This is a genomic window from Halomarinibacterium sedimenti, from assembly GCF_019312585.1.
GTDB lineage: Bacteria > Bacteroidota > Bacteroidia > Flavobacteriales > Flavobacteriaceae > Halomarinibacterium > Halomarinibacterium sedimenti.
Map to the genome: position 1 here is coordinate 428,174 of NZ_JAHWDP010000001.1, position 24,563 is coordinate 452,736.

At 36.2% G+C, this 24,563-nt stretch carries 24 protein-coding genes; 22 read left to right on the forward strand and 2 right to left on the reverse strand.

The window, feature by feature from the left end; genetic code table 11:
* The first annotated feature begins 3 nt into the window (after positions 1 to 3).
* The 15 genes from KXJ69_RS02050 to KXJ69_RS02120 all read left to right on the forward strand — a co-directional run bounded on the left by KXJ69_RS02050 (position 4) and on the right by KXJ69_RS02120 (position 14,059).
* Positions 4 to 1,230, forward strand: coding sequence for an MFS transporter (locus tag KXJ69_RS02050; protein WP_219050772.1), 1,227 nt, complete (start codon positions 4 to 6; stop codon positions 1,228 to 1,230).
* Positions 1,230 to 3,101 carry an alpha,alpha-trehalase gene (locus tag KXJ69_RS02055; RefSeq protein WP_219050773.1) on the forward strand — a complete coding sequence of 624 codons (1,872 nt, stop codon included), beginning with the start codon at positions 1,230 to 1,232 and terminating at the stop codon, positions 3,099 to 3,101. Before KXJ69_RS02050 ends, KXJ69_RS02055 begins: the two co-directional genes overlap by 1 nt.
* Positions 3,102 to 3,103: 2 nt before the next feature.
* A complete protein-coding gene (locus KXJ69_RS02060) occupies positions 3,104 to 4,039 on the forward strand; it encodes a carbohydrate kinase family protein (RefSeq protein ID WP_219050774.1) in 936 nt (311 codons plus the stop codon).
* Positions 4,040 to 4,058: 19 nt separating this feature from the next.
* Positions 4,059 to 5,711 carry a solute:sodium symporter family transporter gene (locus KXJ69_RS02065; protein ID WP_219050775.1) on the forward strand — a complete coding sequence of 551 codons (1,653 nt, stop codon included), beginning with the start codon at positions 4,059 to 4,061 and terminating at the stop codon, positions 5,709 to 5,711.
* Between the two features lie 85 nt (positions 5,712 to 5,796).
* Positions 5,797 to 6,546, forward strand: coding sequence for a DUF481 domain-containing protein (locus KXJ69_RS02070; RefSeq protein ID WP_219050776.1), 750 nt, complete (start codon positions 5,797 to 5,799; stop codon positions 6,544 to 6,546).
* Positions 6,547 to 6,651: 105 nt separating this feature from the next.
* A complete protein-coding gene (locus KXJ69_RS02075) occupies positions 6,652 to 6,981 on the forward strand; it encodes an arsenosugar biosynthesis-associated peroxidase-like protein (RefSeq protein WP_219050777.1) in 330 nt (109 codons plus the stop codon).
* A 9-nt stretch (positions 6,982 to 6,990) separates the two neighbouring features.
* Positions 6,991 to 8,055 (forward strand): arsenosugar biosynthesis radical SAM (seleno)protein ArsS, encoded by a 1,065-nt coding sequence (gene arsS / locus KXJ69_RS02080; protein ID WP_219050778.1) that lies wholly within the window; start codon positions 6,991 to 6,993, stop codon positions 8,053 to 8,055.
* A complete protein-coding gene (locus KXJ69_RS02085) occupies positions 8,055 to 8,552 on the forward strand; it encodes a rhodanese-like domain-containing protein (protein WP_219050779.1) in 498 nt (165 codons plus the stop codon). Before arsS ends, KXJ69_RS02085 begins: the two co-directional genes overlap by 1 nt.
* A gap of 1 nt (position 8,553) precedes the next feature.
* The gene (locus tag KXJ69_RS02090) at positions 8,554 to 9,231 is read left to right on the forward strand and encodes a TIGR04282 family arsenosugar biosynthesis glycosyltransferase (protein ID WP_219050780.1); all 678 of its coding nucleotides are present in this window, start codon (positions 8,554 to 8,556) and stop codon (positions 9,229 to 9,231) included.
* Positions 9,224 to 10,036, forward strand: a complete 813-nt coding sequence (locus KXJ69_RS02095; protein WP_219050782.1) for a purine-nucleoside phosphorylase — start codon at positions 9,224 to 9,226, stop codon at positions 10,034 to 10,036. The genes KXJ69_RS02090 and KXJ69_RS02095 overlap by 8 nt, the downstream gene beginning before the upstream one ends.
* Positions 10,037 to 10,081: 45 nt before the next feature.
* The gene (gene arsM, locus KXJ69_RS02100) at positions 10,082 to 11,050 is read left to right on the forward strand and encodes an arsenosugar biosynthesis arsenite methyltransferase ArsM (protein WP_219050784.1); all 969 of its coding nucleotides are present in this window, start codon (positions 10,082 to 10,084) and stop codon (positions 11,048 to 11,050) included.
* A 1-nt stretch (position 11,051) separates the two neighbouring features.
* Complete coding sequence (locus KXJ69_RS02105; protein WP_219050786.1) at positions 11,052 to 11,936, forward strand: sterol desaturase family protein; 885 nt, start codon at positions 11,052 to 11,054, stop codon at positions 11,934 to 11,936.
* A gap of 32 nt (positions 11,937 to 11,968) precedes the next feature.
* Positions 11,969 to 12,769: a DUF547 domain-containing protein gene (locus KXJ69_RS02110; RefSeq protein WP_219050788.1), complete on the forward strand. Its 801-nt coding sequence runs from the start codon at positions 11,969 to 11,971 to the stop codon at positions 12,767 to 12,769.
* Between the two features lie 18 nt (positions 12,770 to 12,787).
* Positions 12,788 to 13,489, forward strand: coding sequence for a TIGR04283 family arsenosugar biosynthesis glycosyltransferase (locus KXJ69_RS02115; RefSeq protein ID WP_219050790.1), 702 nt, complete (start codon positions 12,788 to 12,790; stop codon positions 13,487 to 13,489).
* A gap of 258 nt (positions 13,490 to 13,747) precedes the next feature.
* A complete protein-coding gene (locus KXJ69_RS02120; protein ID WP_219050792.1) occupies positions 13,748 to 14,059 on the forward strand; it encodes a hypothetical protein in 312 nt (103 codons plus the stop codon).
* 16 nt (positions 14,060 to 14,075) lie between these two features.
* Here the strand turns inward: KXJ69_RS02120 and KXJ69_RS02125 are convergent, their stop codons facing one another.
* Positions 14,076 to 15,080, reverse strand: coding sequence for a glycoside hydrolase family 113 (locus tag KXJ69_RS02125; RefSeq protein ID WP_219050794.1), 1,005 nt, complete (start codon positions 15,078 to 15,080; stop codon positions 14,076 to 14,078).
* A gap of 97 nt (positions 15,081 to 15,177) precedes the next feature.
* Here KXJ69_RS02125 and KXJ69_RS02130 point away from each other — a divergent pair, with 97 nt between their 5' ends.
* The 6 genes from KXJ69_RS02130 to KXJ69_RS02155 are packed head-to-tail and all read left to right on the forward strand — an operon-like array spanning position 15,178 to position 22,133.
* Positions 15,178 to 16,488 (forward strand): NAD(P)/FAD-dependent oxidoreductase, encoded by a 1,311-nt coding sequence (locus KXJ69_RS02130; RefSeq protein WP_219050796.1) that lies wholly within the window; start codon positions 15,178 to 15,180, stop codon positions 16,486 to 16,488.
* Positions 16,485 to 18,074, forward strand: coding sequence for a 4Fe-4S binding protein (locus KXJ69_RS02135; RefSeq protein ID WP_219050798.1), 1,590 nt, complete (start codon positions 16,485 to 16,487; stop codon positions 18,072 to 18,074). The genes KXJ69_RS02130 and KXJ69_RS02135 overlap by 4 nt, the downstream gene beginning before the upstream one ends.
* A 20-nt stretch (positions 18,075 to 18,094) precedes the next feature.
* A complete protein-coding gene (locus tag KXJ69_RS02140) occupies positions 18,095 to 18,790 on the forward strand; it encodes a glycosyltransferase family 2 protein (protein WP_219050800.1) in 696 nt (231 codons plus the stop codon).
* Complete coding sequence (locus KXJ69_RS02145; protein ID WP_219050802.1) at positions 18,787 to 20,277, forward strand: cellulose synthase family protein; 1,491 nt, start codon at positions 18,787 to 18,789, stop codon at positions 20,275 to 20,277. The genes KXJ69_RS02140 and KXJ69_RS02145 overlap by 4 nt, the downstream gene beginning before the upstream one ends.
* Before the next feature lie 58 nt (positions 20,278 to 20,335).
* The gene (locus KXJ69_RS02150) at positions 20,336 to 21,247 is read left to right on the forward strand and encodes a lipid A-modifier LpxR family protein (protein WP_219050804.1); all 912 of its coding nucleotides are present in this window, start codon (positions 20,336 to 20,338) and stop codon (positions 21,245 to 21,247) included.
* Positions 21,231 to 22,133, forward strand: a complete 903-nt coding sequence (locus tag KXJ69_RS02155) for a lipid A-modifier LpxR family protein (RefSeq protein WP_219050807.1) — start codon at positions 21,231 to 21,233, stop codon at positions 22,131 to 22,133. The genes KXJ69_RS02150 and KXJ69_RS02155 overlap by 17 nt, the downstream gene beginning before the upstream one ends.
* Here the strand turns inward: KXJ69_RS02155 and KXJ69_RS02160 are convergent.
* Positions 22,130 to 23,362, reverse strand: coding sequence for a M28 family peptidase (locus tag KXJ69_RS02160; protein ID WP_219050809.1), 1,233 nt, complete (start codon positions 23,360 to 23,362; stop codon positions 22,130 to 22,132). The two genes, KXJ69_RS02155 and KXJ69_RS02160, sit on opposite strands and share 4 nt — an antisense overlap.
* 30 nt (positions 23,363 to 23,392) lie before the next feature.
* On the opposite strand from KXJ69_RS02160, the gene KXJ69_RS02165 reads away from it, so the two are divergent.
* On the forward strand, positions 23,393 to 24,496 hold the full coding sequence (locus KXJ69_RS02165; RefSeq protein WP_219050811.1) for a TolB family protein: 1,104 nt from the start codon (positions 23,393 to 23,395) through the stop codon (positions 24,494 to 24,496).
* Positions 24,497 to 24,563 lie beyond the last annotated feature (67 nt).

A 24,563-nucleotide genomic window follows, 5' to 3' on the forward strand; every position in this document is an offset into this window, starting at 1 on the left:
AATATGAAAAATGCAGGTATTAAAATATCACTATTCCTAATTTATTTTGTTTTTGCCGCACTATTGAATAGTGTGGGAATATTAGTGGAACGATCACAAACCATTTATGAAATCGCAAAGCCCGATGCCGCATTTTTAGAATTATTTAAAGACCTCTCCATTGCCATTATGGCCTTTGCAGTGGGCTCTTTCTTGCCTCGACTTGGATTTAAACGCGCTATGCTTATTAGTTTAGCGGTGGTATTTTTTGCTTGCTTGGGCATGTATTTTGGCAATTCATTCTGGTCTGTTAAGCTCTTATTTTTAACCACAGGATTAAGTTTTGCCGTTGTAAAAGTGGCCGTCTTTGCTTTAATTGGCTATATAACCGATTCCAAAAAAAGTCACAGTTCATTGATGAATCTAATTGAAACTGTATTTATGCTGGGGATTATTTTCATGTATGTTATTTTTCCGCTGTTCTTCAACGATGAGGTGGATAAAAATGCATGGCTTCGGGGATATTTATTAATGGCAGCCTTAATAGCCGTTGCCTTCATAATTATCTTATTTTCAAAATTTGATATTACTTCAAGCCCTTCCGAAGGTTTTTCCAAAGACTTTGCACAAATGCTTAATTTATTTACGAAACCCCTTATTTGGGTGTTTGTTGCATTTGCATTTTTATATGTGATGACCGAGCAAGGTATCATGACCTGGCTTCCCACTTTCAATAAGGACACTTTAAAATTAGATGCCAAATTGAGCTCTCAAATGGCAGTGTTATTAATGGTTTCTATAGCTTTAGGAAGGTTTTTAACCGGGATAATTGCTAAAAAAGTAAAATGGTTTTACATCTCAGTTGTATGTGTCATCCTTGCTGTGGTATTGGTTCTTTTAGTGCTCCCACTTGCGAAAAACATCGATGCTATTGAAATTAATTCGTTAGCAGATTTGCCCGTGGTTTCATATTTATTTCCCTTAATTGGATTGTTTTTAGCACCTCTTTATCCATTGGTTAATTCCACCGTATTAAGTAGTGTTGAAAAAAGCAAGCACAGTTCACTAGCCGGTATACTAACATTTTTCTCAGCTGTGGGTGGTACTTTAGGATCACTTTTAATAGGAAATTTATTCGATTCCTTTGGTGGGGATAAGGTGTTTTATCTATCCCTAATCCCTTTTGCCCTAATGTTTTTTATCTTTTTTATTATCAATAGACTTACAACTGAAACTACCTTGGAATCATAATGATTTTCAACCTTAACATACAAAGTACATTAGAAGCATTATTATCCCAAGAAGATACCGATGGCGATAAAAAAATTACCATCGAAGATCAAGGGCCTAAATCGTTTATGCTGAACAGTACAAATGGCGAATCCTATGAGGTGAAAGGCACTTATTTTCTTTCGAACCTATTACAAGAATTAGTTTTGGCATTAGACACTAAGGAAGAGATTGCTGAGATTTCCATCCATAATATTGAAGAAGCTCCCACCCAAAGAATTTCTAGAATGATTCGTGAGAATTACTGGAACGGACTTACCCGAACGATGGATGAGAAAGGAATTCAGGAATTATTAAGTGACACCAAAAATGAGTCGCTTGAAGCCGAATCTTTATTAAGGGTCTATGTGCCACAAAAAGATGTTTTAGCATTAGACTATTATATGCGATTAAAGCATTCTATGCCATTGGAAGTTATTCAGTTACCAAAGAAAATTACTCCAGAGTACGTAAAAAAGCTAAATAACAAACCAGGCATTTTATCCTTAAAACTTTCTGAAAAAGACGATGAAATTAAAGGAGAACCGTTTGTAGTTCCTGGGGGAAGATTTAACGAAATGTACGGTTGGGATAGCTATTTTGAAAGTATTGGCCTACTCATAGACGGTCGTGTGGATCTTGCCCTAGGAATGGCAAATAATTTTCAATACGAAATTGAATACTACGGAAAAATATTAAATGCCAATAGATCCTATTATTTAACCCGAACGCAACCACCTTTCTACTCTTCTTTAATTGTTGAAATATTTGAGAAAACCAAAGATAAAAACTGGTTACAAAGTCATTTACAAACAGCGATTAAAGAATACGAAACTGTTTGGATGGTGAAAGGAAAACGGCTCACGGAGAATGGATTAAATCGGTACCTCGCCGAAGGTATTGGCAAACCTCCCGAAGCCGAAGAGGGTCATTTTCATCACGAAATAGCCCAATATGCCAAAGAAGCAAATATGTCTGTTGAGGCTTATGAAAAAGCGTATGCGAAGGGTAAAATTGAAAATCCTGGGTTAGATAACTACTTTGTACACGACCGAAGCGTTCGCGAATCGGGACACGATACCTCCTACCGATTGGAAGGCATTTGTGCCGATTTAAACGTCGTAGAACTCAATGCCTTTTTATACAAATACGAAACCGATTTTGCCGACATCATTCAGAATGAATTTGATAACTCTTTTATTGTTGGGGAAAAGGAATACACTTCATCCTATTGGCTTAAAAAAGCTTCCGAAAGAAAAGAAAAAGTAAATTCTCTACTTTGGAATGAAGCCAAAGGAATGTATTTCGATTATAATTTTAAAACACAAAAGCAAACCAACTTTGTTTCAGCTACTGTTTTTACGCCGCTTTGGGCAAAAATGGCTTCAAAAGAGCAAACCAAAAAAGTAATTACCAATGCCCTTCCGTTATTAAAAGAAAAAGGAGGAATTGCATCGTGCACCAAAGAGAGTCGTGGAGAAATTTCAAAAGAACGTCCGCAAAAACAATGGGATTACCCCAACGGATGGGCACCCCACCAAATGATGATTTGGAGAGGATTACAGCAGTACGGATATGAAATCGAACTACAGGAATTGGTCTATCGATGGTTGTATATGATTACCAAAAATGCCGTGGACTACAACGGCACTATTCCTGAAAAATATGATGTGGTAAGTGCTACTCATAAAGTGTTTGCTGAGTACGGAAACGTAGGCACCGAGTTTGAATATATTACCAAAGAAGGATTTGGCTGGATGAATGCATCTTACCAATTAGGATTGTCCTTATTGGATTCAAAATACATTTCACAATTAAACGAATTAACAACACCCGAAACTATTTTTAAGTAAGAATGAGTAAAGAAATTGACATTGTTTGTGTGGGAGAAACACTTATCGATTTTATTGGCGAACAGACCGAAGAACCTATTAACAATACAAAGGATTATCATCGGTATTTGGGAGGAAGTCCTACCAATGTAGCGATGAATATGGCTCGCTTAGGAGCGCATGTAGAAATGGTCGCAACGGTTGGCAAGGACGGATTTGGAGATTATATTGTTACTCGTTTAAAAGAGGCAGCTGTAGGGGTTCATTACTTAGCTGAAACTTCTGAAAAACCGACCACAGTCATCTTCGTAAATAGAACGGTAAGCACCCCAGAGTTTATTGCATTTAGAGGTGCAGATACATTAATTAATGAAGAGCAATTACCGGATACTTTACTTCAGAATGCGAAGATTTTTCATACAACTTGTTTTGCATTAAGTAAAAAACCCGCCAGAAATACTATCTTAGAAAAAGCAAAAAAAGCAAGGGAATTGGGTTGCCAATTAAGTATTGATATCAATTATTCTGAAAAGATTTGGCCCAACACAAAAACGGCAAAAAAAACCATTGAAGCGTATTGTAGTCTAGAACCCCTGGTGAAGGTAAGTCAGGATGATGTAGATCGCCTATTTGGCAAAGGGATGTCTCACCAAGAGGTCTTTAATCACTTACACGCTTTAGGTGCTAAAATGGTGTGTTTCACCCTGGGAAAAGAGGGCGCAAAACTTAGTGAAAAAGGAAAACCTGTAATATCGCTTTCGGCTTTAAAAGTGGAAAAAATTATGGATGCTACGGGAGCGGGAGATGCTTTTTGGAGTGGGTTCTTATTTGCTTATTTAAAAGAAAAATCGAATGAAAAATGCATGGAAGCCGCCTTAAAAATGGCTGCCATAAAATTGCAAAACGTAGGAAGAATACCAGACTATGCTTCAGTAATTTCTGAAGTTTTAGACATATAACACTTAAACACTAACGACTATGACAGTTTTAACCTTTATCGCATTTACGCTTCTCGTGGCCATCATTTCCTATTACGCTACCCGAAAAACAGATGAAAGTAGCGCAGATGGCTACTTTTTGGGAGGAAGAAGTTTAACCGCTGGGGTCATTGCAGGTTCCCTACTGCTCACTAATCTTTCTACAGAACAAATTGTAGGATTAAACGGTTCGGCTTATGAAAGTGGATTGTCCGTTATGGCTTGGGAAACCTTGGCGGCTATTGCGATGGTTGTTACTGCCCTATTTTTATTGCCACGTTACTTAAAGGGAGGACTTACTACAGTTCCTCAGTTTTTAGCAAAACGGTTCGATGTAACTACCAAAACGATTACTTCAGGATTATTTTTAACAGGGTATGCGGTAGTGCTTTTACCCGTTATTTTATATTCAGGTTCGGTAGCGTTAAGTGGCATGTTTAATGTCCCAGATGCACTTGGAATTACAGAAACACAATCCATTTGGCTATGTGTTTTTAGCATAGGTATAATAGGTTCTATTTATGCCATTTTTGGAGGATTAAAGGCCGTTGCCGTATCTGACACTATTAACGCGATTGGTTTGTTAATTGGTGGGTTATTGATTCCTGTATTTGGACTTTTGGCCATTGGAGATGGAAGTATTACCGAAGGAATCACCACCTTAACCACTTCACACCCAGAAAAGTTTAAATCGATGGGTGGCCCAACAGATCCTGTTCCTTTTCACACCATTTTTACAGGAATGATGTTGGTACAGTTATTTTATTGGGGGACCAATCAGCAGATTATTCAAAGAGCATTAGCTGCAAAAAATTTGAAGGAAGGACAAAAAGGATTACTTCTGGCGTCTTTTATAAAAATCCTTGGGCCTATTATTGTGGTATTACCTGGATTAATTGCATATCATATGTTTAGCGGAAACTTAAGCACGGTAGATCAGGCGTATCCTGCTTTAGTTGCTGAAGTATTGCCACCCGTACTTCTTGGGTTCTTTGCTGCTGTTATTTTTGGAGCGATTCTAAGTTCCTTTAATAGTGTTTTAAACAGTTCTGTTACCTTATTTGGAATCGATATTTACAAACAACATATCAATGCCGAAGCAGACGAAAAATTAGTGGTAAAGAGAGGAAAAACCTTCGGGATTATCCTTGCCATTGCCGCCATGTTTATTGCACCTTTAATAGCAAATGCAGGAAGTTTATTCGATTATTTACAAGAAATTAATGGAATTTATAGCATCCCCATTTTAACCATCATTGTAGTAGGATTTTTAACAAAACGTGTGCCCGCCATCGCTGCAAAAATTGGGTTGCTTTCGGGTTCAATATTGTACATTATAAGTCAGTTTATTTTACAACCTCATTTTGTTTCAAAAGCAGTGGCTGAAGCCAATGCTAATGGAATTACCGATGCAGCAACCCTTAAAGCGATTGAATCTCAAGCCTATTTTGGGTTGCACTATCTAGATGTTATGGCCATTTTATTTTTATTGAATGTAGCTATCATGTTGTTGATTGGTAAGTTTATGCCTCGAAAAGAAGCCTATGTTCAAGAATATACAGAACAAGTAGAAATTACACCATGGAGCAAAGCAAAACCTGTAGGAGCACTTGTGGTCATAATCGTGGTTTCTATTTATATCTATTTTAGATAAAACTTATTTTAGTTGAATGTTGAATTCTGAATTTCATTTTTTGGGATGCTGATTATTTAGTAATTTTCGGGTTGAAATTAAAACCATGAAATATCTAACCATCCTTTTGTTGTTTGTTTCCCAACTTTCATTTGCCCAAATTTTAAATGTAGAATCCCTTCGAAAAGTTACCGATACTTCAGGGTGGTCTGGGGCGGTGAACCTTCATTTAGAATTAAAACGAAACACTAACGATTTTATAAACTTAGGAAGTAATATTCACGTTCAATACAAAATGAACAAGCATTTAGTATTGTTTAAAAACGATGTCTCTTTTGAAAAAATTGAAGGAGAAAGTTTCGATAATAGTCTGGTTTCCCATGTTAGGTACAACTATCGTTTTCATGACAGGATTGCCTGGGAAATCTTTACGCAAGGGCAATACAACAAAATAAATTTGATAAATTTCAGAGGGTTATTGGGTACAGGCCCTCGTTTTAAAATTTCCAATTCTGAAAATTATAAGTTTTATTTAGGCACTCTAGCTATGTTTGAATATGAAGAAGTAGATGACGGTGTAACCCCATTGCAACGAGACATTAGAGGAAGTAGTTATTTATCGTTTAGTTTATATCCTACTGATAAAATTTCGTTTGTGAGTACTACTTATTATCAACCAAATTTTAGTGCTTTTAGTGATTATAGAATTTCGAGTCAGAGTTCCTTTTTAGTGACCGTTTTCAAAAATTTTGCGCTTCAAATTAATTATGTCTTCACCTATGATGCTTTTCCTGCGGTGGGCATTCCAAAATCTCAATTTAATTTCAATACAGGCTTTACGTATAGTTTTGATTAATTTATTAAAACAACGTAAGCTTTTTATGTATTCATAGACTACTTCGTTATATTTACCGTGTAGTGAAACCAACACCGTAAGTGTTACGTAAATTAGAATAAAACCATGTCTTATTACGATCCAAAAGATTTAAGAAAATTCGGCAATATAACCGACTGGAGTGAGGAATTGGGAACCAAGTTTTTCGATTACTACGGAAAAGTATTTGAAGAAGGTGCGCTTTCGGCTCGAGAAAAATCACTAATTGCCCTCGCAGTTGCACATACCGAAATGTGCCCCTATTGTATTGATGCCTATACAAAAGACGGGTTACAAAGAGGCATTACCAAAGAAGAAATGATGGAGGCCGTTCACGTAGGGGCCGCCATAAAAAGTGGCGCAAGCCTAGTTCATGGGGTTATGATGATGAATAAAGTGAATAAGCTAGACGGATAAAAAATATTTATGACGAAATTAAAAACACAATCTCTGCATAAAAGAGAAAGTGAGCTTGCCAAAGCAAACAAACAAGTTGAATATCTTTCTAACGGCATCTTTGCTGATGGAGAACTTCCCACTTTTGCTAAAAAGATTAAAGAAACTAGTCAGTTTCCTTTAAAACCCAAGAAGTTAGAAATTCTACAAATTAATGTAGGGTATATGTGCAATCAAGTGTGTGAGCATTGCCACGTTGATGCCGGTCCCGATAGAAAGGAAATTATGACGCGTGAAACTATGACGCAATGTCTTGAAGTGATAAAAAATACTGGGGCGCATACTTTAGATTTAACCGGAGGTGCGCCAGAGATGAATCCCGACTTTAGATGGTTTGTAGAAGAAGCCAGTAAAGCCGGAATTAAGGATTTTATCGTCCGTAGTAATTTAACCATTATTGTCGCTAATAAAAAGTATCACGACTTACCAGAATTTTTTAAAAAACATAATGTCCATGTGGTAAGCAGTATGCCACACTGGACCAAAGGAAAAACCGATAAACAAAGAGGTGATGGTGTTTTTGATGCTTCCATAGAAGCATTAAAAATGTTGAATGATGTAGGCTACGGAAAACCAGGAAGCGATTTAAAACTAGATCTTGTTTATAACCCAAGTGGTGCTTTTTTACCCGGCGATCAAGAAGGTCTTGAAAAAGATTTCAAAAAAGTACTTTCTGAAGAATTTGATATTCAGTTTCACAATTTATTTGCGATAACCAATTTACCTATTTCGCGATTTTTAGATTATTTAATTGCCAGTGACAATTATGAAGATTATATGTATTCTTTGGTGGAAGCATTTAACCCTTCCGCAGTGTCTAATGTCATGTGTACCAATACCCTTTCGGTAAGTTGGGATGGTTGGTTATACGATTGTGACTTCAATCAGATGTTGGAGCTTAAAGTGGCAAGTAAAGTGAAGCACATTTCAGAATACAACGAAGCCATTTTAAACGATAGAAATATTATTATTTCTCAGCATTGCTATGGTTGTACAGCAGGAGCTGGAAGTAGTTGTCAAGGAGCCGTTGCCTAATGAAGGTTTTATTAGTATTCATATCACTTTTTTCAGGTGTGTTACTACACGCACAACATTCTATTGATGCCTTGTTAAAAGCAAATAACGAAGATGGAATTCCGTATATCTCCGTGACCGAAGCTAGAATGTTTCAGCTTCATAATAAAGCCATCATTTTCGATGCGCGTGAGCGTGAAGAATTTGAAGTGAGTGCTATTCCTTCCGCAAAATACATAGGTTATAAAGGCTTTTCACCCGAAGAAATTGCCCAAACCTTTCTTGATAAAGACAAACTCGTCATTGTGTACTGCTCTGTTGGCATTCGCTCTTCTACCATTGCCAAAAAGTTAAAAGACTTAGGTTTTACCAATGTAAAAAACCTATATGGGGGCATTTTTGAATGGAAGAATAAAGGTTTTCCTGTAATAAATCAAACTGGAAAAGAAACAGAAAAAGTGCATATTTATTCAAAAATGTGGGGAAAATATCTTGAAAAAGGAATTAAAGTAATGTAAGATGGGATTGGTTACTACTAATAAAAATACTGATAATGCAGAAGATGTTTTTCATTTTCCCACTTCGAAAAACTTGCTATTAATTTTTACCCGAAATCCTGAATTAGGGAAATGCAAAACGCGATTAGCGGCTACCATTGGTGATGAAAATGCACTGGCACTGTACCAATTTTTACTGAAGCATACTGCCAAAATAACGCGCAATGTGACCGCCGATAAATATGTCTATTATTCTGAAGAAATCTGGGAAAATGACCATTGGGATAATGCCATCTACCATAAGCGAACTCAAAAAGGTAATGATCTTGGGGAACGCATGGCAAATGCTTTTGTACAAGGATTTAAGGACGGCTACGAGAAAATTATTATCATTGGAAGTGATATGTTCGATATCAATCAACTGGAGATAGACAAAGCATTTTTAGTGCTAAATTATAACGACTTTGTCATTGGTCCTGCCGAGGATGGTGGATATTATTTATTGGGAATGAAAAAAATGTACCCTCGGCTTTTTCAACAAAAAGCATGGGGGACAGCTTCGGTTTTAGAAAACACCTTACAAGATTTGGAAAAAGAAAGTTTTGGTCTACTTTCCCAAAAAAATGACATTGATATTTATGAGGATATTAAAAATATTGAGGCTTTTAAGCCCTTTTTAAAACAAAACACCCATGGTTAGAAACATACATGAAGCCACTGAATTCCTTCAAAAAAGAGGCTTTGAAAAACCTGAAGTAGGAATCATTTTAGGCACAGGTTTAGGACAACTCATCGATAAAGTTTCGATTGATGCGGAAGTTAGTTATAATCACATTCCCAACTTCCCAACAGCTACCGTTGAGTTTCATAAAGGAAAATTAATTTATGGCTCCTTAGGCGGAAAGAAAGTAGTTGTGATGCAAGGACGTTTTCATTTATATGAAGGATATACCCCTAGAGATGTAACCTTTCCAGTAAGAGTGATGCACAAGCTTGGGGTTAAGCATTTATTGGTAAGTAATGCGGCTGGCGCAATCAACCTCAACTTTAAAAAAGGTGAGATTATGTTAATTGATGACCACATCAACTTACAAGGTTCCTCCCCACTCGCATTTTTAGGGGTGGAACATCTTGGCGAGCGATTTGTAGATTTAAGTGCACCTTATGATACAGATTTAAACCGGAAGATTGAAAAAATTGCTTCAGAAAATAAAATCACCCTTCATAAAGGTGTGTATGCAAGCGTTTTAGGCCCACAATTGGAAACCCGAGCCGAGTATCGTTATTTAAAAATTATTGGAGCCGATGCTGTTGGAATGAGCACCGTTCCCGAAGTTATTGTTGCCAATCATTTAAAACTACCCGTAGCGGCTGTGTCCGTTTTAACCGATGAATGTGATCCCGACCATCTAAAACCTGTTAATATAGCCGATATCATCAAGCAAGCTGGAATTGCAGAACCCAATATGATTACCTTATTTACAGAATTGATAAAACAGTTGTAAGTAATAATCAAAAAAGAAGACTTTACTAAAACTTAATTCATTTTTATGAGCTACCTAGATACTACCCACGATGTTTATAAACAAGCGGCCCTTACACCAGATGTTGGACTATGCTGTACCACCAACCCAATTTGGGAGCTCCCTGGGTTAAAAATTCCAAAAATAATGCAGGAAATGAACTACGGTTGTGGTTCTACGGTGCACCCTAGAGATTTAAGCAACAACCCTAAGATTTTATATGTAGGTGTTGGGGGCGGTATGGAATTACTTCAATTTGCCTATTTTTCTCGTCAAAAAGGTGGAGTCATTGGAGTAGATGTTGTAGATGAAATGTTAGAGGCTTCTCGTAAAAACTTTATAGAAGCTGAAGCTCAAAACCCTTGGTTTAAAAGTGATTTTGTAACCCTTAAAAAGGGAGACGCTATGAACCTTCCTTTGGAAGATAATAGTATTGATGTAGCTGCTCAAAATTGCTTGTTCAATATTTTTAAAGAGGAAGATTTAAAAGCTGCCATTGCCGAAATGTACCGCGTTTTAAAACCGCATGGAAGATTAGTAATGAGCGATCCCACCTGTGAGCAACCTATGAACGAAACGCTGAGAAATGATGAGCGACTTCGTGCACTTTGCCTTAGTGGAAGTTTACCCATAAAAGACTATATAAAAGCACTAACCGATGCGGGTTTTGGCACTATTGAAATTCGAGCCCGTAAACCGTATCGTATCTTGGATCCAAAACATTACCCAACCGATGAATTAATTTATATTGAATCTATTGAAGTAGCGGCCATTAAAGACCCAATGCCTGCAGATGGACCTTGTGTTTTTACAGGAAAAGCTGCTATTTATTTTGGAACCGATGAGTATTTAGATGATAAAAAAGGGCACGTTTTATTGAAAAATCAACCTTTGGCAATCTGTGATAAAACTGCCGGAGCTTTAGCAGGATTGGGGCGTGATGATATTTTTATAAGTGAATCGACCTTCCATTACGATGGCGGGGGTTGCTGTTAATATGGAAAAGTATCTTGAAATATTTAAAAGTTCGTATCAAGGATATTTCAACTATTTACTTGATGAAATTACCGGTTTTCATTGGGAAAATTATTTCTACGGATTAATCCTTGTTTCGTTGGTAGTTTGGGGATTGGAATTGTTATTCCCCTGGCGGAAAAATCAGAAAGTGTTCAGAAAGGATTTTTGGCTGGATACCTTTTATATGTTTTTCAATTTTTTCCTTCTGAACCTGATTGTTCTCATCTTCCTTTCCAACACAGCCGAAGCCCTATTTAATGATTTTCTGTCACTATTTGGACTTTCGGTTTCTAATTTTCAGTTATTGAATCTTAATGACCTCCCTTGGGGATTGGGCTTATTTATCTTTTTTATTGTTTCAGACTTTGTGCAATGGAATACCCACAGGCTATTACACAGAATCCCCTTCCTTTGGAATTTTCACAAAGTGCATCATTCGGTAAAAGAAATGGGCTTTGCAGCACATCTTCGCTATCATTGGATGGAACCTATCGTATATAAGTCCATGTTATATATTCCACTGGCAATTATTGGCGGATTTACAGTAGAGTCTGTTGCTATTGTCCACTTTACAGCACTTGCCATTGGGCACCTTAATCATGCTAATTTAGGATGGGATTATGGTATATTGAAGTATGTTTTTAACAATCCAAAGATGCATATTTGGCATCACGCAAAAAAACTTCCCGACACTGTAAAGTATGGCGTCAACTTTGGACTAAGCCTAAGTGTATGGGATTATCTGTTTGGAACAAACCACGTCCCGTATGATGGAAGAGACATTCCATTAGGTTTTTTAGGTGATGAAGATTTTCCAAAGGATTTTATTCATCAAGAATTATATCCCTTAAAAACCAAAGAATAGGCTTTTCCGTATATAGATTTAAAACAAACAAGATGAAAATTATCATTAAACTTATTGCTATTCTATTTTTTTCACAAACAATCCAAAGTTGCTCCTTACTCTCTGCTGCTGGTTTAAGCAGCCAAGGACAACCCGTTAAAGAAGTGACAGAAGATTTATCGTCTTCAGTTACAGCTTTGGTAGATCATTCACAATGGGATGCTTTATTAAAAAAACACGTGGATAAAAATGGATTGGTGGACTATAAAGGTTTTTTAAAGGACCGTTCACAATTAGATAGTTATTTAAAAATGCTTTCTGAAAATGTTCCTACAGAAGCTTGGAGTGTTCAGGAATTGTTGGCTTATTACATTAATGCTTATAATGCATACACAGTAGATTTAATTCTGGATAATTATCCTTTAAAAAGTATAAAAGATATTAACGGGGCTTGGACTAAGGCCATCGTTCCTATTGGCGATAAAACTTTGTCGTTAGGCGGAATTGAAAATGGAATCTTACGTAAAATGAACGAACCTAGAATTCATTTTGCCATTAACTGCGCATCATTTTCTTGCCCCGATTTACTCAATGAAGCCTTTACCGCCGATAAAATAGATGCACAATTAGACAAGGTAACTCGGTCGTTCATTAATGGACCCAAAAACGAAATCAGTATTAACAGTTTAAAACTTTCGAAGATTTTTGATTGGTATAAAAAGGATTACGTTATAAATGGTGAAAATGATGTTATTGGTTATGTCAATGCCTATTTGTACAAAAAAATAAAAATAAACCCCAATGCTACGATTACATATTTTGAATACGATTGGGATTTAAATGAACAAAAATAGTTCGTTATATTTGAGGATATGATTAGCATTATCATTCCTGTACTAAATGAAGCTTCAACAATTTCTACACTGTTGAATGATATTGCTGAAAAAGCTAGTCTTCAAAATATTTCTGAAATCATTATTGTGGATGGAGGTAGTACTGATACTACTATTGATCTTGCGATTCAGTTTTCTGAAAAATTACCTCTTGTCATTTTAAAATCAGATAAAGGACGTGCCAAGCAAATGAATTTAGGTGCTGGGAATGCTACGGGAGAAATACTCTATTTTCTTCACGCAGATACAGTATTACCATACCATTTCGATTCTCAAATAATTTATGAAATACAAAAAGGAAACCTAGCCGGTTGTTTCCGTATGAAATTTGATAGCCAGCATCCTATTTTAAAAATGTCACAATGGTTCACTCGTTTTAATTTTAAAAGTTGTCGTGGTGGTGATCAAACGCTATTTATAACCATAGATGCTTATAAATCTTTAAATGGTTTTAACGAAGCATATACCGTTTATGAGGATTGTGAGTTCATAAACCGTATTTATGATCAATTTCATTTCACAATTATTAAAGATTATGTAACCACCTCGGCTAGGCGGTATCAAAACAATGGTACTTTAAGGCTTCAGTTTCACTTTTTTGTTATTCATTTAAAAAAATGGTTTGGAGCAACCCCTAACTCGTTATCTAGATATTATTATAAAAATATAATATCCCATTAACCCTTTCAACAATTCAAATCTTACAAAAAGTTGCTGTTTTCTGAAAATTTAAATATGAAATTATAGTCTTTCAACGATAATATTATACACTTAATCTATAATATGTTGATTTTATGTATTTTACGTAGGAATTATTTGTTTTTCAGAAGTAATATTTAATACATTTGTATTGTAGGAATTTTCGCATGACTGTATTTTAAATTAAATAATTGCGAATTACCTACAAACAAAATATAATTCATTTTCAAAATTGTAATTATGAAGCCCCTCATCACTTACATTAAAAAAATCGCAATCCTTTCGATAATTTTAACCTCTTATGGTAGTATGGCTCAAGAAGAAGTTGATTTAAAAATTAATTCAGAAAGTAAAGTCAGTAATACAACTACACTTATTACTCTTCAAACAGATTCTGTTACAAATAGGAAACCTTCAGTTCAAAAAACTGTTGTGCTATCTATGGCTCTAAAAGAATTAAATTTCAAGTTAGACAACGTTATTATTAAGAACCAAATGTTAGGTGCTCGTAATTCAACCCTAATATCAAGCATTGATATAGATAGGCATTAAATTATTGTTTCATCGGTTAGTTTTTATAAGCCCGCTTTACACTTTGTTGAGCGGGCTTATTTTGTGGGGTAAACTGGTTGTCCTTTTCTCCCCCTACTTTTCCATGAGCAATAAACCACTTCCAAATAAATCCTCCAGCAAACCACGGTTCATTCCAAATTTCCTGGTACAGGCCTTCCAATAAATTGGTTTGAGCTTCGAAGTTTATTGATGGTAATTCGTGATTGCTATCCCAAGGTTCCTTTCCAGCAAAGTCAACGCTTCGGTATCCATATTCGGTGAATAAAATGGGTTTATCAAACTTCTCTGAAACAGTTTTAAGCTCTTCTTTCCAAGGTTTCCACCCAGCTTTGGATTCTTCTACAGAAGGGGTTTTAGCTTCAGAAATTGGAAAATAAGCATCAACGCCAATATAATCTAATTGATCCCAAAAAGGAACTCTCTTGTACTCATCCCAATTGGCTGCATAAGTTAATTTACCAGAATACACTTTTTTTATTTCTGCAATAAGGTGTTTCCAATAAGTGGGGCGTTGCATTACAAATTGTTCTAGCTCTGTCCCAATACAAAATACCTTTACTTGAGTTGCCTCTGCAAGTTTCGCGTAAGTTAAAATAAAATTACGGTACTCATTTTCAAGTTGTATCCAATCTTCTTCAGAATTCATTTTTAAATTTCCTGTAAACTCCCCTCTCCATATCCAAATTTGAGGTTTCATCATCACCTCTATCCCATCTTTGTGAAGCAATTCTATATATTGTGAAGCACCTGCAGACGTTTCTCCAAACCATTGCCTATCAGTATCAAAAATGATTTCAGGATGATCTAAGGTTCTAATAAAACCAAAAGGCATAATGGCTGCGTAATTGGCATGTATCTCCTTAATAGGCGGTATTTGGATTTGCTGAAGTGAATCTGGAGAAGCTACAAAACTTACACCGTTTATGGAAGTTTCGTCCATTTGAGCGCACCCAAAATTAACGAAACTTAATAGATAAAATAGCATCAGTTTTTTTCCCATTGCCCGAAAAATACAATTTATTATCAATATAAATTGGAGGAATTTTGTAATGTATGTAACTTTAAATGCGACATAAGACTACAACTCGCAAAAGCCTATGGAACATATTGTCATTATTGGAAATGGAATTTCTGGGGTTACCGTCGCAAGGCATATTCGAAAACGTTCCAATAAACGAATTACCATTATTTCTGCTGAAACTGATTATTTCTTTTCAAGAACAGCACTTATGTATATCTACATGGGACATATGAAATATGAACACACCAAACCCTATGAAGATTCTTTTTGGAAAAAAAACAGAATCGATCTTAAAAAAGGATTTGTTTCTGAAGTAAAACCGAAAGACAAAAAAATAATTTTTAATGATGGTGAGGAAATGGCTTTTGACAAGCTCATTATTGCCGTAGGTTCAAAATCGAATAAATTTGGATGGCCAGGTCAAGATTTGGAGGGTGTAAGGGGGTTGTATGCGTTTCAAGATTTGGAATATTTAGAACAATTTGCCCCTAATAAAACCGTGTGTAAAAAAGCCGTGATTGTAGGTGGAGGACTAATTGGGATTGAATTGGCAGAGATGCTTTCCACTCGAAAAATTCCCGTCACTTTTCTCGTACGCGAAAGTAGTTTTTGGAATGGTGTCCTTCCCAAAGGCGAAAGCGAAATGTTGAACCGACACATTAAAAGTCATCATATCGATTTACGACTTTCTTCCAATTTAAAGGAAATTGTTTCCGACGAAAACGGAAAAGCCAAAGCAGTGATTGTTGAAGAAACTGGAGAGGAAATTCCTTGTGACTTTGTGGGACTTACAGCGGGCGTTACACCCAATATAGATTTTTTAAAATCCAGCGAAATTGAACTTGGCAGGGGAGTAAAGGTGAATCGTTATTTGGAAACTAACTTTGATGATATATATGCTATTGGCGATTGTGCCGAGCAATACCAACCCATTGGGAACCGAAGAGCTATTGAAGCTGTTTGGTATACGGGACGGATGATGGGTGAAACCGTTGCGCAAACTATTTGTGGTACCAAAACCGAATACAAACCAGGACATTGGTTTAACAGTGCTAAGTTTTTTGATATCGAATATCAAACCTATGGTTGGGTTAATAGCGAACGAAATAAAAAAGAAAATGAAATCCATTTTCACTGGAAACATAAAGACGACACCAAATGCATTACCGTTGCCACCGACAGAGATTCTGGAGCTTTTTTAGGAATCAATACCTTCGGAATACGAATGAAGCATGAAATTTTTGATCGATGGCTTACGGAAGAAAAATCGACCGATTATGTCATGCAGCATCTTTCTAAAGCCAACTTCGACCCAGAATTTTATGCAACTTTCGAAAATGAAATCCTTTCAGCCTATACAAATCAATTTCAAACCATAAGCTCATGAGTACTGTACAAAGAGATATGTCTTTAACAGGACAACCCCCTAAAAGCTTAAATGGGCTTCAAAAAGTTGCCACCGTGTTAGGCTTATCAGGATTAATGATTATACTATTAGCTGGATTCAACCTAAATTTTCCTAACAAAGGACTTTGGTTAACCATTTCTCTAGTGGCACTTACGGCAGGAATCATATTGTTTGCAAAAGCCACCTATGCTAACACTCAAGAAGGTATAAAAAACGATGGCGTTTGGTTTAAATCCATTTCCAGTCGAGGGTTTTGGGCGTGGATTGCGGGACTCTCCCTTACTGGTTTTTACATCATTCTCTATTTCTTTCCGCAGTTTTTAGGGTTACGCTCTGAAGGAGCAAATACTGGAATCATTGCTCTTTTTGACCCCTTAAGTAGATTGTTAAGTGGCAACCAGGCCAGTCAGTGGTTTGTATATGGAACTTTATACACGGTGGCTATTTTTGCCTTCGGAGTTAAGTTTATCTGGAAATACCGTCACAATCGGTACGAAAAACTACGCACCATTAGCGTTATGTTTTTTCAAACGGCGTTTGCTTTTTTGATACCCGAATTTATGGCGCGATTAAATTCTGAAAGCTTTAATCTCCCCTATTACGATTTAAAAAATATTTGGCCGCTTAACTATTATAATTTTGAACAGTATCGAGTCGATAGCTTTATCTCTTCTGGAGATGTTGGACTCGCATTATTAATTTTTGGTGTGATTTCCATTTTCGTCATCACACCCATTCTAACTTACAAATATGGTAAGCGTTGGTATTGTAGTTGGGTTTGTGGCTGTGGTGGTTTAGCCGAAACTGCAGGGGATTCCTTTAGACACTTAAGCGATAAAAGTGAATTTGCTTGGAAAGTGGAACGATGGGTTATTCATAGTGTGTTGGTTTTTGTCATTGTGATGACTACAGCGGTTATTTCAACTTACTTAGGGTATGATTCTGAAAAATATTGGCTAACAAAAGATGTGTTTTTAATAGGTGTTGCGGTTTTTCTTGCACTTCTTTTTGGAGTTATTTGGTTTTTCAAAAAAGAGGAACTAAAACAAGATGCTCGGTATGGTGCCATAGGTTATTTAGTTATTGTTCTTTCATTTATTGTCATTCATTACGCATCGGGAAGTAAGCTGTTCTTTTTTGAAGCAGAAACGCTTCGGAAGTCCTACGGATTTTTAATTGGCGCTGTGTTTAGTGGCGTCATTGGTACAGGCTTCTATCCTATTTTTGGGAGTCGTGTTTGGTGTCGATTTGGTTGTCCTATGGCGGCAATTTTAGGATTGCAACAACGATTGTTTTCAAAATTTAGAATAACCACCAATGGAGGACAGTGTATTTCTTGTGGAAATTGCTCCACCTATTGCGAAATGGGGATCGATGTTCGAGCCTATGCTCAAAAGGGTGAAAACATTGTGCGAGCCAGTTGTGTGGGATGTGGAATATGCTCAGCTGTTTGTCCAAGAGGGGTTTTAAAATTAGAAAATGGCCCTCTTGAAAATCGTATTCAGGGAAATGAAATTTTACTAGGAAACGATGTGGATTTAATGAAGTACGTAAACAATAATTAATCTTTAGAAAGCTTTTCTACATGCCCCAAAATATTAAAGTCATTATTCCTGCTTATAACGAAGAAGCTTCTATTGCTTTGGTTATTCAAGACATCCCGAAAATAGTTTCAGAAATAATCGTGGTGGATAATAGTTCTACCGACCATACTTCGGAAGTAGCTAAAAAAGCAGGAGCAAACGTGCTTTCAGAAAAAAACAAAGGATATGGTTATGCGTGTTTAAAAGGAATGGAGTATATCGCCAGTCATTCTGAAAAACCAGATATAGTTGTTTTTCTTGATGGAGATTATAGTGACTACCCTGAAAAGCTTTCCGAAATTCTAACCCCTATTATCGAGAATAATATTGACTTTGTTATTGGAGCTAGGGTTAAAAGCCTACGAGAAAAAGGGTCGATGACAGTTCCACAACTTTTTGGAAACTGGTTGGCAACCACCCTGATGAAACTTTTTTTTAATTCAAAATTTACCGACTTAGGGCCTTTTCGAGCTATTAAATATCCCGTTCTATTAAGTTTGAACATGGAAGACAAAACCTATGGTTGGACTGTAGAGATGCAATTAAAGATTTTAAAGAAAAAATATAACTATCTCGAAATCCCTGTTCCATACCGCAATAGAATAGGTGTCTCAAAAGTTTCAGGAACCATAAAAGGTGCTATCTTTGCGGGTGTTAAAATCTTAAGTTGGATTTTTAAATACAGCTTTAAAAAATGATCTGGGAAACCGTTGTAATTGTAATTTACTCTATTGCTCTTTTGCTTATTTTCTTCTACGCATTGGCACAACTCAACCTGCTTTTTAATTATTTACGTGCAAAAAAAAATGACAAAGAAAGCCCTAAATTCGATTTAACAAATCCTGAAGAAACTCCATATGTAACCATCCAGTTGCCCGTCTATAACGAGCTATACGTTATGGAACGACTGCTTACAAACATTGCGAAAATTGAATATCCTGAGGGAAAACTAGAAATTCAGGTATTAGATGACTCTACAGATGAATCTTTTGAACAAACAGCTAAGCATATTAAAGAACTTCAGCAAAAGGGTATAAATATCCACCACGTAACTCGGGAGGACCGAAAAGGCTATAAAGCGGGTGCTTTAAAAGAAGGGTTAAAAACTGCCAAAGGAGAATTTATCGCCATTTTTGATGCCGATTTTCTACCAAAAAAAGACTGGTTACTTAAAACCATCCCCTATTTTAAAGATGCGAAAATTGGTGTAGTACAAACACGTTGGGGACATTTAAATAAGGACTATTCTATCCTTACAAGAGTCCAAGCCTTTGCTTTGGACGTACATTTCACACTAGAACAAGCAGGTAGAAACAACCAGGGACATTTTATTAATTTTAACGGTACCGCTGGTGTGTGGCGTAAAGAATGTATCCTAGACGCTGGGAATTGGCAAGGCGATACACTTACCGAAGATTTAGACTTAAGTTACCGTGCCCAATTAAAAAACTGGAAGTTTAAATATCTGGAAGGGGTGGAAACCCCTGCAGAACTTCCTGTGGTGATTAGCGCAGCTCGTTCACAACAATTTAGATGGAACAAAGGTGGGGCAGAGAATTTTCAGAAAATGTCTTGGAAGGTAATCACCAATAAAACGATTCCATTTAAAACAAAGGTTCATGGGATTCTTCATTTATTGAATAGTACCATGTTTTTAAGTGTTTTGGTTGTGGCGCTTTTAAGCATCCCGATGTTGTATATTAAAAATGAATATGCCCATTTAAAAATGTACTTTATCGTGATGAGCTTCTTTGTATTAAGCACCCTCATCTTTTTTATTTGCTATTGGTACACCTTCAAAAAGACCTATGGTGGAGGATTTATAAAGTTTATTGAATACGTAGGCATGTTTTTTGTCTTTTTTTCCATAGCTATGGGGTTTTCGGTACATAATACAGTCGCTGTTTTGGAAGGTCACTTTGGTAAAAAAAGTGAATTTATTCGCACTCCTAAATTCAATTTAAGCAGTTTAAAAGATAATTGGCGAACGAATAAATATCTTAAAAAAGGAATTTCAGCAAACGTCATAATTGAAGGGCTTTTAATGCTCTATTTTGCATTTGGGATGTATAGTGCCTTTGTTGTTGGAAACCAAGGGGGTGATTTTGGACTGTTTCCTTTTCACTTAATGTTGTTTATTGGTTTTGGTTTTGTATTTTTCAAAAGTATAACGAGTAAAGTATAATAAAATATAGCAAATCATTAACTCGAAGCTTTCCTATTTCATTTTATGTATTATTGCGATGGTGGCAATACCTTCTGTTTTTGGACAAAAGGACACTACTTCAATTTCAGAAAAGAGGGTTTATACAAAACAATTTGAATTACGCCACGATAACGATTTTCTTCATTTTACAGATCAGTACTACTCAACCGGAAGCTTTTTAGGACTAAGGAGTCTCATTGAACCCGGTAAAGACACACTTCAAAAAAAACATTTTGGTTTTTATTTGTTTCAGGAGATTTACACCCCTTCAAATATCACTGAAACCAATACCCTCTATTTTGATCGACCCTATGCAGGAATCTTAGGGTTTTTAACTGAATACTCATTAGCCAATCAAAAGAGGTTTCTAGAATATAGATTAGCCATGGGGTTTACGGGGCAAATGTCTGGTGCCGAAGGACTCCAAAGTTTGTTTCACACTGCAGTTGCAACAGATTCTCAATCCTCCACATGGAACGACCAAATAGCCATGAGTCTCCATGCGAACTTGTACGTTAACTATGCCTATGAAATTAAGTTTCAACCCAATCCGTTTAGTGTTCATTTTGCGATAAATCCATCGTTAGGTTTTGGAACTAGAGATATGTATCTGGAGCAAGATGCTGTTTTTTACTTCGGAAAAAGAAGTCCTATTACCGAAACCACGGCCTACAAACAATTAGGAACAACAGGCGAACGAGAATTATTTTTTGCCATTCGTTTGGGGTATCGATATGTATTTCATGATGCCATGTTAGAAGGAAACCTATTTAATGACAGATCTACGTTTACTGTAACACCTTACAACCAACTTTTTCTTTATAATTTTGAATTGTACTACAGAAAAGGAAGAAACGATATAAAGTTTACCTACAATTTTGAAACACCCAGAAATAGAGCTGCAGAACCGCATTTATATATGACGCTAACCCTTGCGCGGAGTTATTAAATATTCACTTTTCATTGTATCGTTATTTTTAGGAAACGCCTTAAAAGTAACATCACAAAACGTTACTGAAATTCCTAGAAACCAACTTGGAATCTCTCATGACAATGATTTTTTAGTGATAACAGACAGGTATTATACCTTTGGTCTTTCCCTTTTTTATATACATAGCTTAAATGAAGGCATTTTTGAAAACACCGAAGAACAAGTAAGCTTTAAACTGTTTCAGCAGGCATATACCCCTACAAACCTAGAAACCCAAATAATTGAAGAAATGGATAGATCCTATGCCGGATTTTTGGGGTTAGAGACAGGGTGGTCTGTTGTAAAATCAAATACATTTTACCAAACAACTTTACTTTTTGGGATTGTTGGGCCTTCTTCTGGGGTAGGACAATTTCAGAGATGGTATCATGATCATATTGTTGAATATAAAACCCCTACTTGGACAAACGAACTACCTAATAATTTACACGCAAATCTATCTTTTCAATTTACAAAAGAATGGGAGTTGATACCAAATCCCTTTGGTGTTCGATTTGCCTTTAGCCCTTCGGTGGTGGTAGGTTCAAAAGATGTTTTTATTCAACCAGAACTGACGACATATTTTGGAAGGAGAAGTTCACTAGAAAATAGTATGGCATATGGACAAATTAACAATTTGGAAAAAGAAATCTATTTCTCACTAGGATTTGCCTATAAATATGTTACTAAAAACACCTTTTTGGTATTAAATAACATTGAAAATGAAGTATTTCTTTTCAACTTTAATTTTCACCACCGGTATTTAACAAAAGAATACCGAGTAGGATATCATTATTATACTAAAGAAGCAAAAGGACTTGATAAGCACCAATATATAAGTTTAGGGTACGCTAAGAGCTTTTAAAACTCAATCTCCACCTCTACTTTTTCACCATTTCTTTCAATAATTGCTTTGGTTTTTTGACCTTTTTCAAAAGAAGATAGTGCACGCATATAACTCATCATATCTACCACAGTGCTATCCCCTAATTTTTTAACCACATCTCCTTTCTGTAAGCCTGCTTTTTGTGCAGGTTTATCTTCACTTACCCCGTCAATACGCATTCCTTCACCTGTAAATAAATAATCTGGCACAACTCCCAATGCCACTTTAAACTCCGGCACATCTTCTCGCTCATTTTTTGTTTTTCTGAAACCTAATTTTGAATCGTCTTCCAAATCCAAAACAATGGCAAAAATATAATCGGATATCTTTTGCATTCCTTCATAATTCAACTTTTCAGAATCATCACTGGGTTTGTGATAATCTTCATGTTGTCCTGTAAAAAAATGAAGCACCGGAATATCCATCAAATAAAATGAAGTATGATCACTTGGACCAATACCACTTTCATGTTCTGCTATAGTAAATCCTTGATTGTTATTCGCAAAAAGGATTTGTTTAAACACAGGAGAAGTACCCACACCATGAACCGCTAAGGTACTTTCATCATTTAATCTACCTACCATATCCATGTTAATCATCAAATTCACTTGCTGTAAATTGATGGTTGGATTCTTAGCAAAGTAATTGGAACCCAAAAGCCCCATTTCTTCACCCGAAAAACCAATAAAGAGAAAATTACTTTGAGGATTATCTAGTTTTTTTAATCGATCTGCTAATTGTAACATCACCGCTACACCACTAGCATTATCATCGGCTCCATTATGGACTTCAGGAATATCTCCACGAAACAAGGAGCCTTCCCCACCTAATCCTAAATGGTCGTAATGCGCACCAATAACCACTGTTTTGGAAGCATTATTATCTATGAATCCCACCACATTTTTACCTGTTTGCACACTATCCCCTTTGGCCACAAATTGAACCGCTTCATGTGGATTTGAACTTGGCTTAAAACTAAACTCTTGAAAAAAGCCATCCATTCCTTTAGGATTGAGTCCGATTGCGGCAAACCTTTCAGCGATATAATTTGCAGCAGCAATCTCCCCTTTGGTACCTGTTTTACGACCATTAAGAGCGTCCGAGGCTAAATAGGCAACATCTTCTTCCAAAGTTATTTGTTTTATTTCGGGAGTATCTTTACACGAAACTAAAATGACTAGCAAAAAAAGGGTAAGAATTAAGCGCATATCTTTATTTTTGTGCAAAATTACTTTAAAATGAAATATCTCGTTGCCATAATAACTATTTGTTTGTCTTTTTCTTGTAAGAATACTGAAGAGAAAAAAAATGAAGTGCCTGTTACTGAAACCATTGAAACAGTAAAAGACAGCCTTATATACCCAGAAGAAAGCCATTTTAAATCGCTTAGACAAGTCACTTTTGGAGGTGATAATGCAGAAGCCTATTGGAGTTTTGACGACACACAATTGGTATTTCAATCTAATTATAAAGATTGGGGCGTGGAATGTGATCAAATGTTTTTAATGAATGTTAATGACACATTTAAAGACTCCAAACCTCCTATGATTAGTACAGGAAAAGGGCGTACGACTTGTGCCTATTTCCTGCCAGATAACAAACATTTTGTGTACGCTTCTACCCATTTAGTTGATGAAAATTGTCCAGAGGTTCCACTACGTGAAAATGGAAAGTATGTATGGCCAGTGTACGATAGCTTCGATATTTTTGTGGCAGATCTTGAAGGAAACATTACCGCACAACTTACTCATGAAAAAGGGTATGATGCCGAAGCTACGGTATCTCCCAAAGGTGATAAAATTGTGTTCACCTCTACCCGTAGTGGTGATTTAGAATTATATACCATGAATATTGACGGAAGTGATGTAAAACAAATCACAAACGAACTTGGCTATGATGGAGGTGCATTCTTTTCGCCCGATGGAACCAAGCTTATTTTCCGTTCTTCACGTCCAAAAACCGAAGCCGAAATAAAAGAATACAAAGATTTATTGGCCCAAGGATTAGTGCAACCTACCGAAATGGAACTCTATATTTGTAATGCAGACGGAAGCGATTTACGACAGCTTACTAATCTAGGAAATGCCAACTGGAGCCCTTTCTTCCATCCAAGTGGTGAAAAGATTTTATTCTCCAGTAATTTTGAAGCCGAAAGAGGATTCCCATTCAACTTGTATATGATTGATGTTGATGGTAAGAATTTGAAGCGAATCACCCACGGTGAGACATTTGATGCCTTTCCAGTATTTAGTAATGATGGAAAGTACTTGGTATTTTCGTCTAACCGAAACAATGGAGGTACAAGAGACACCAATCTCTTTATTGCTGAATGGCAAGACTAGGTCGTACAGCGACTGCCTAAAATAAATATATTGTCAAAATACAGTTTTAAACAGTATCTAACTCCTG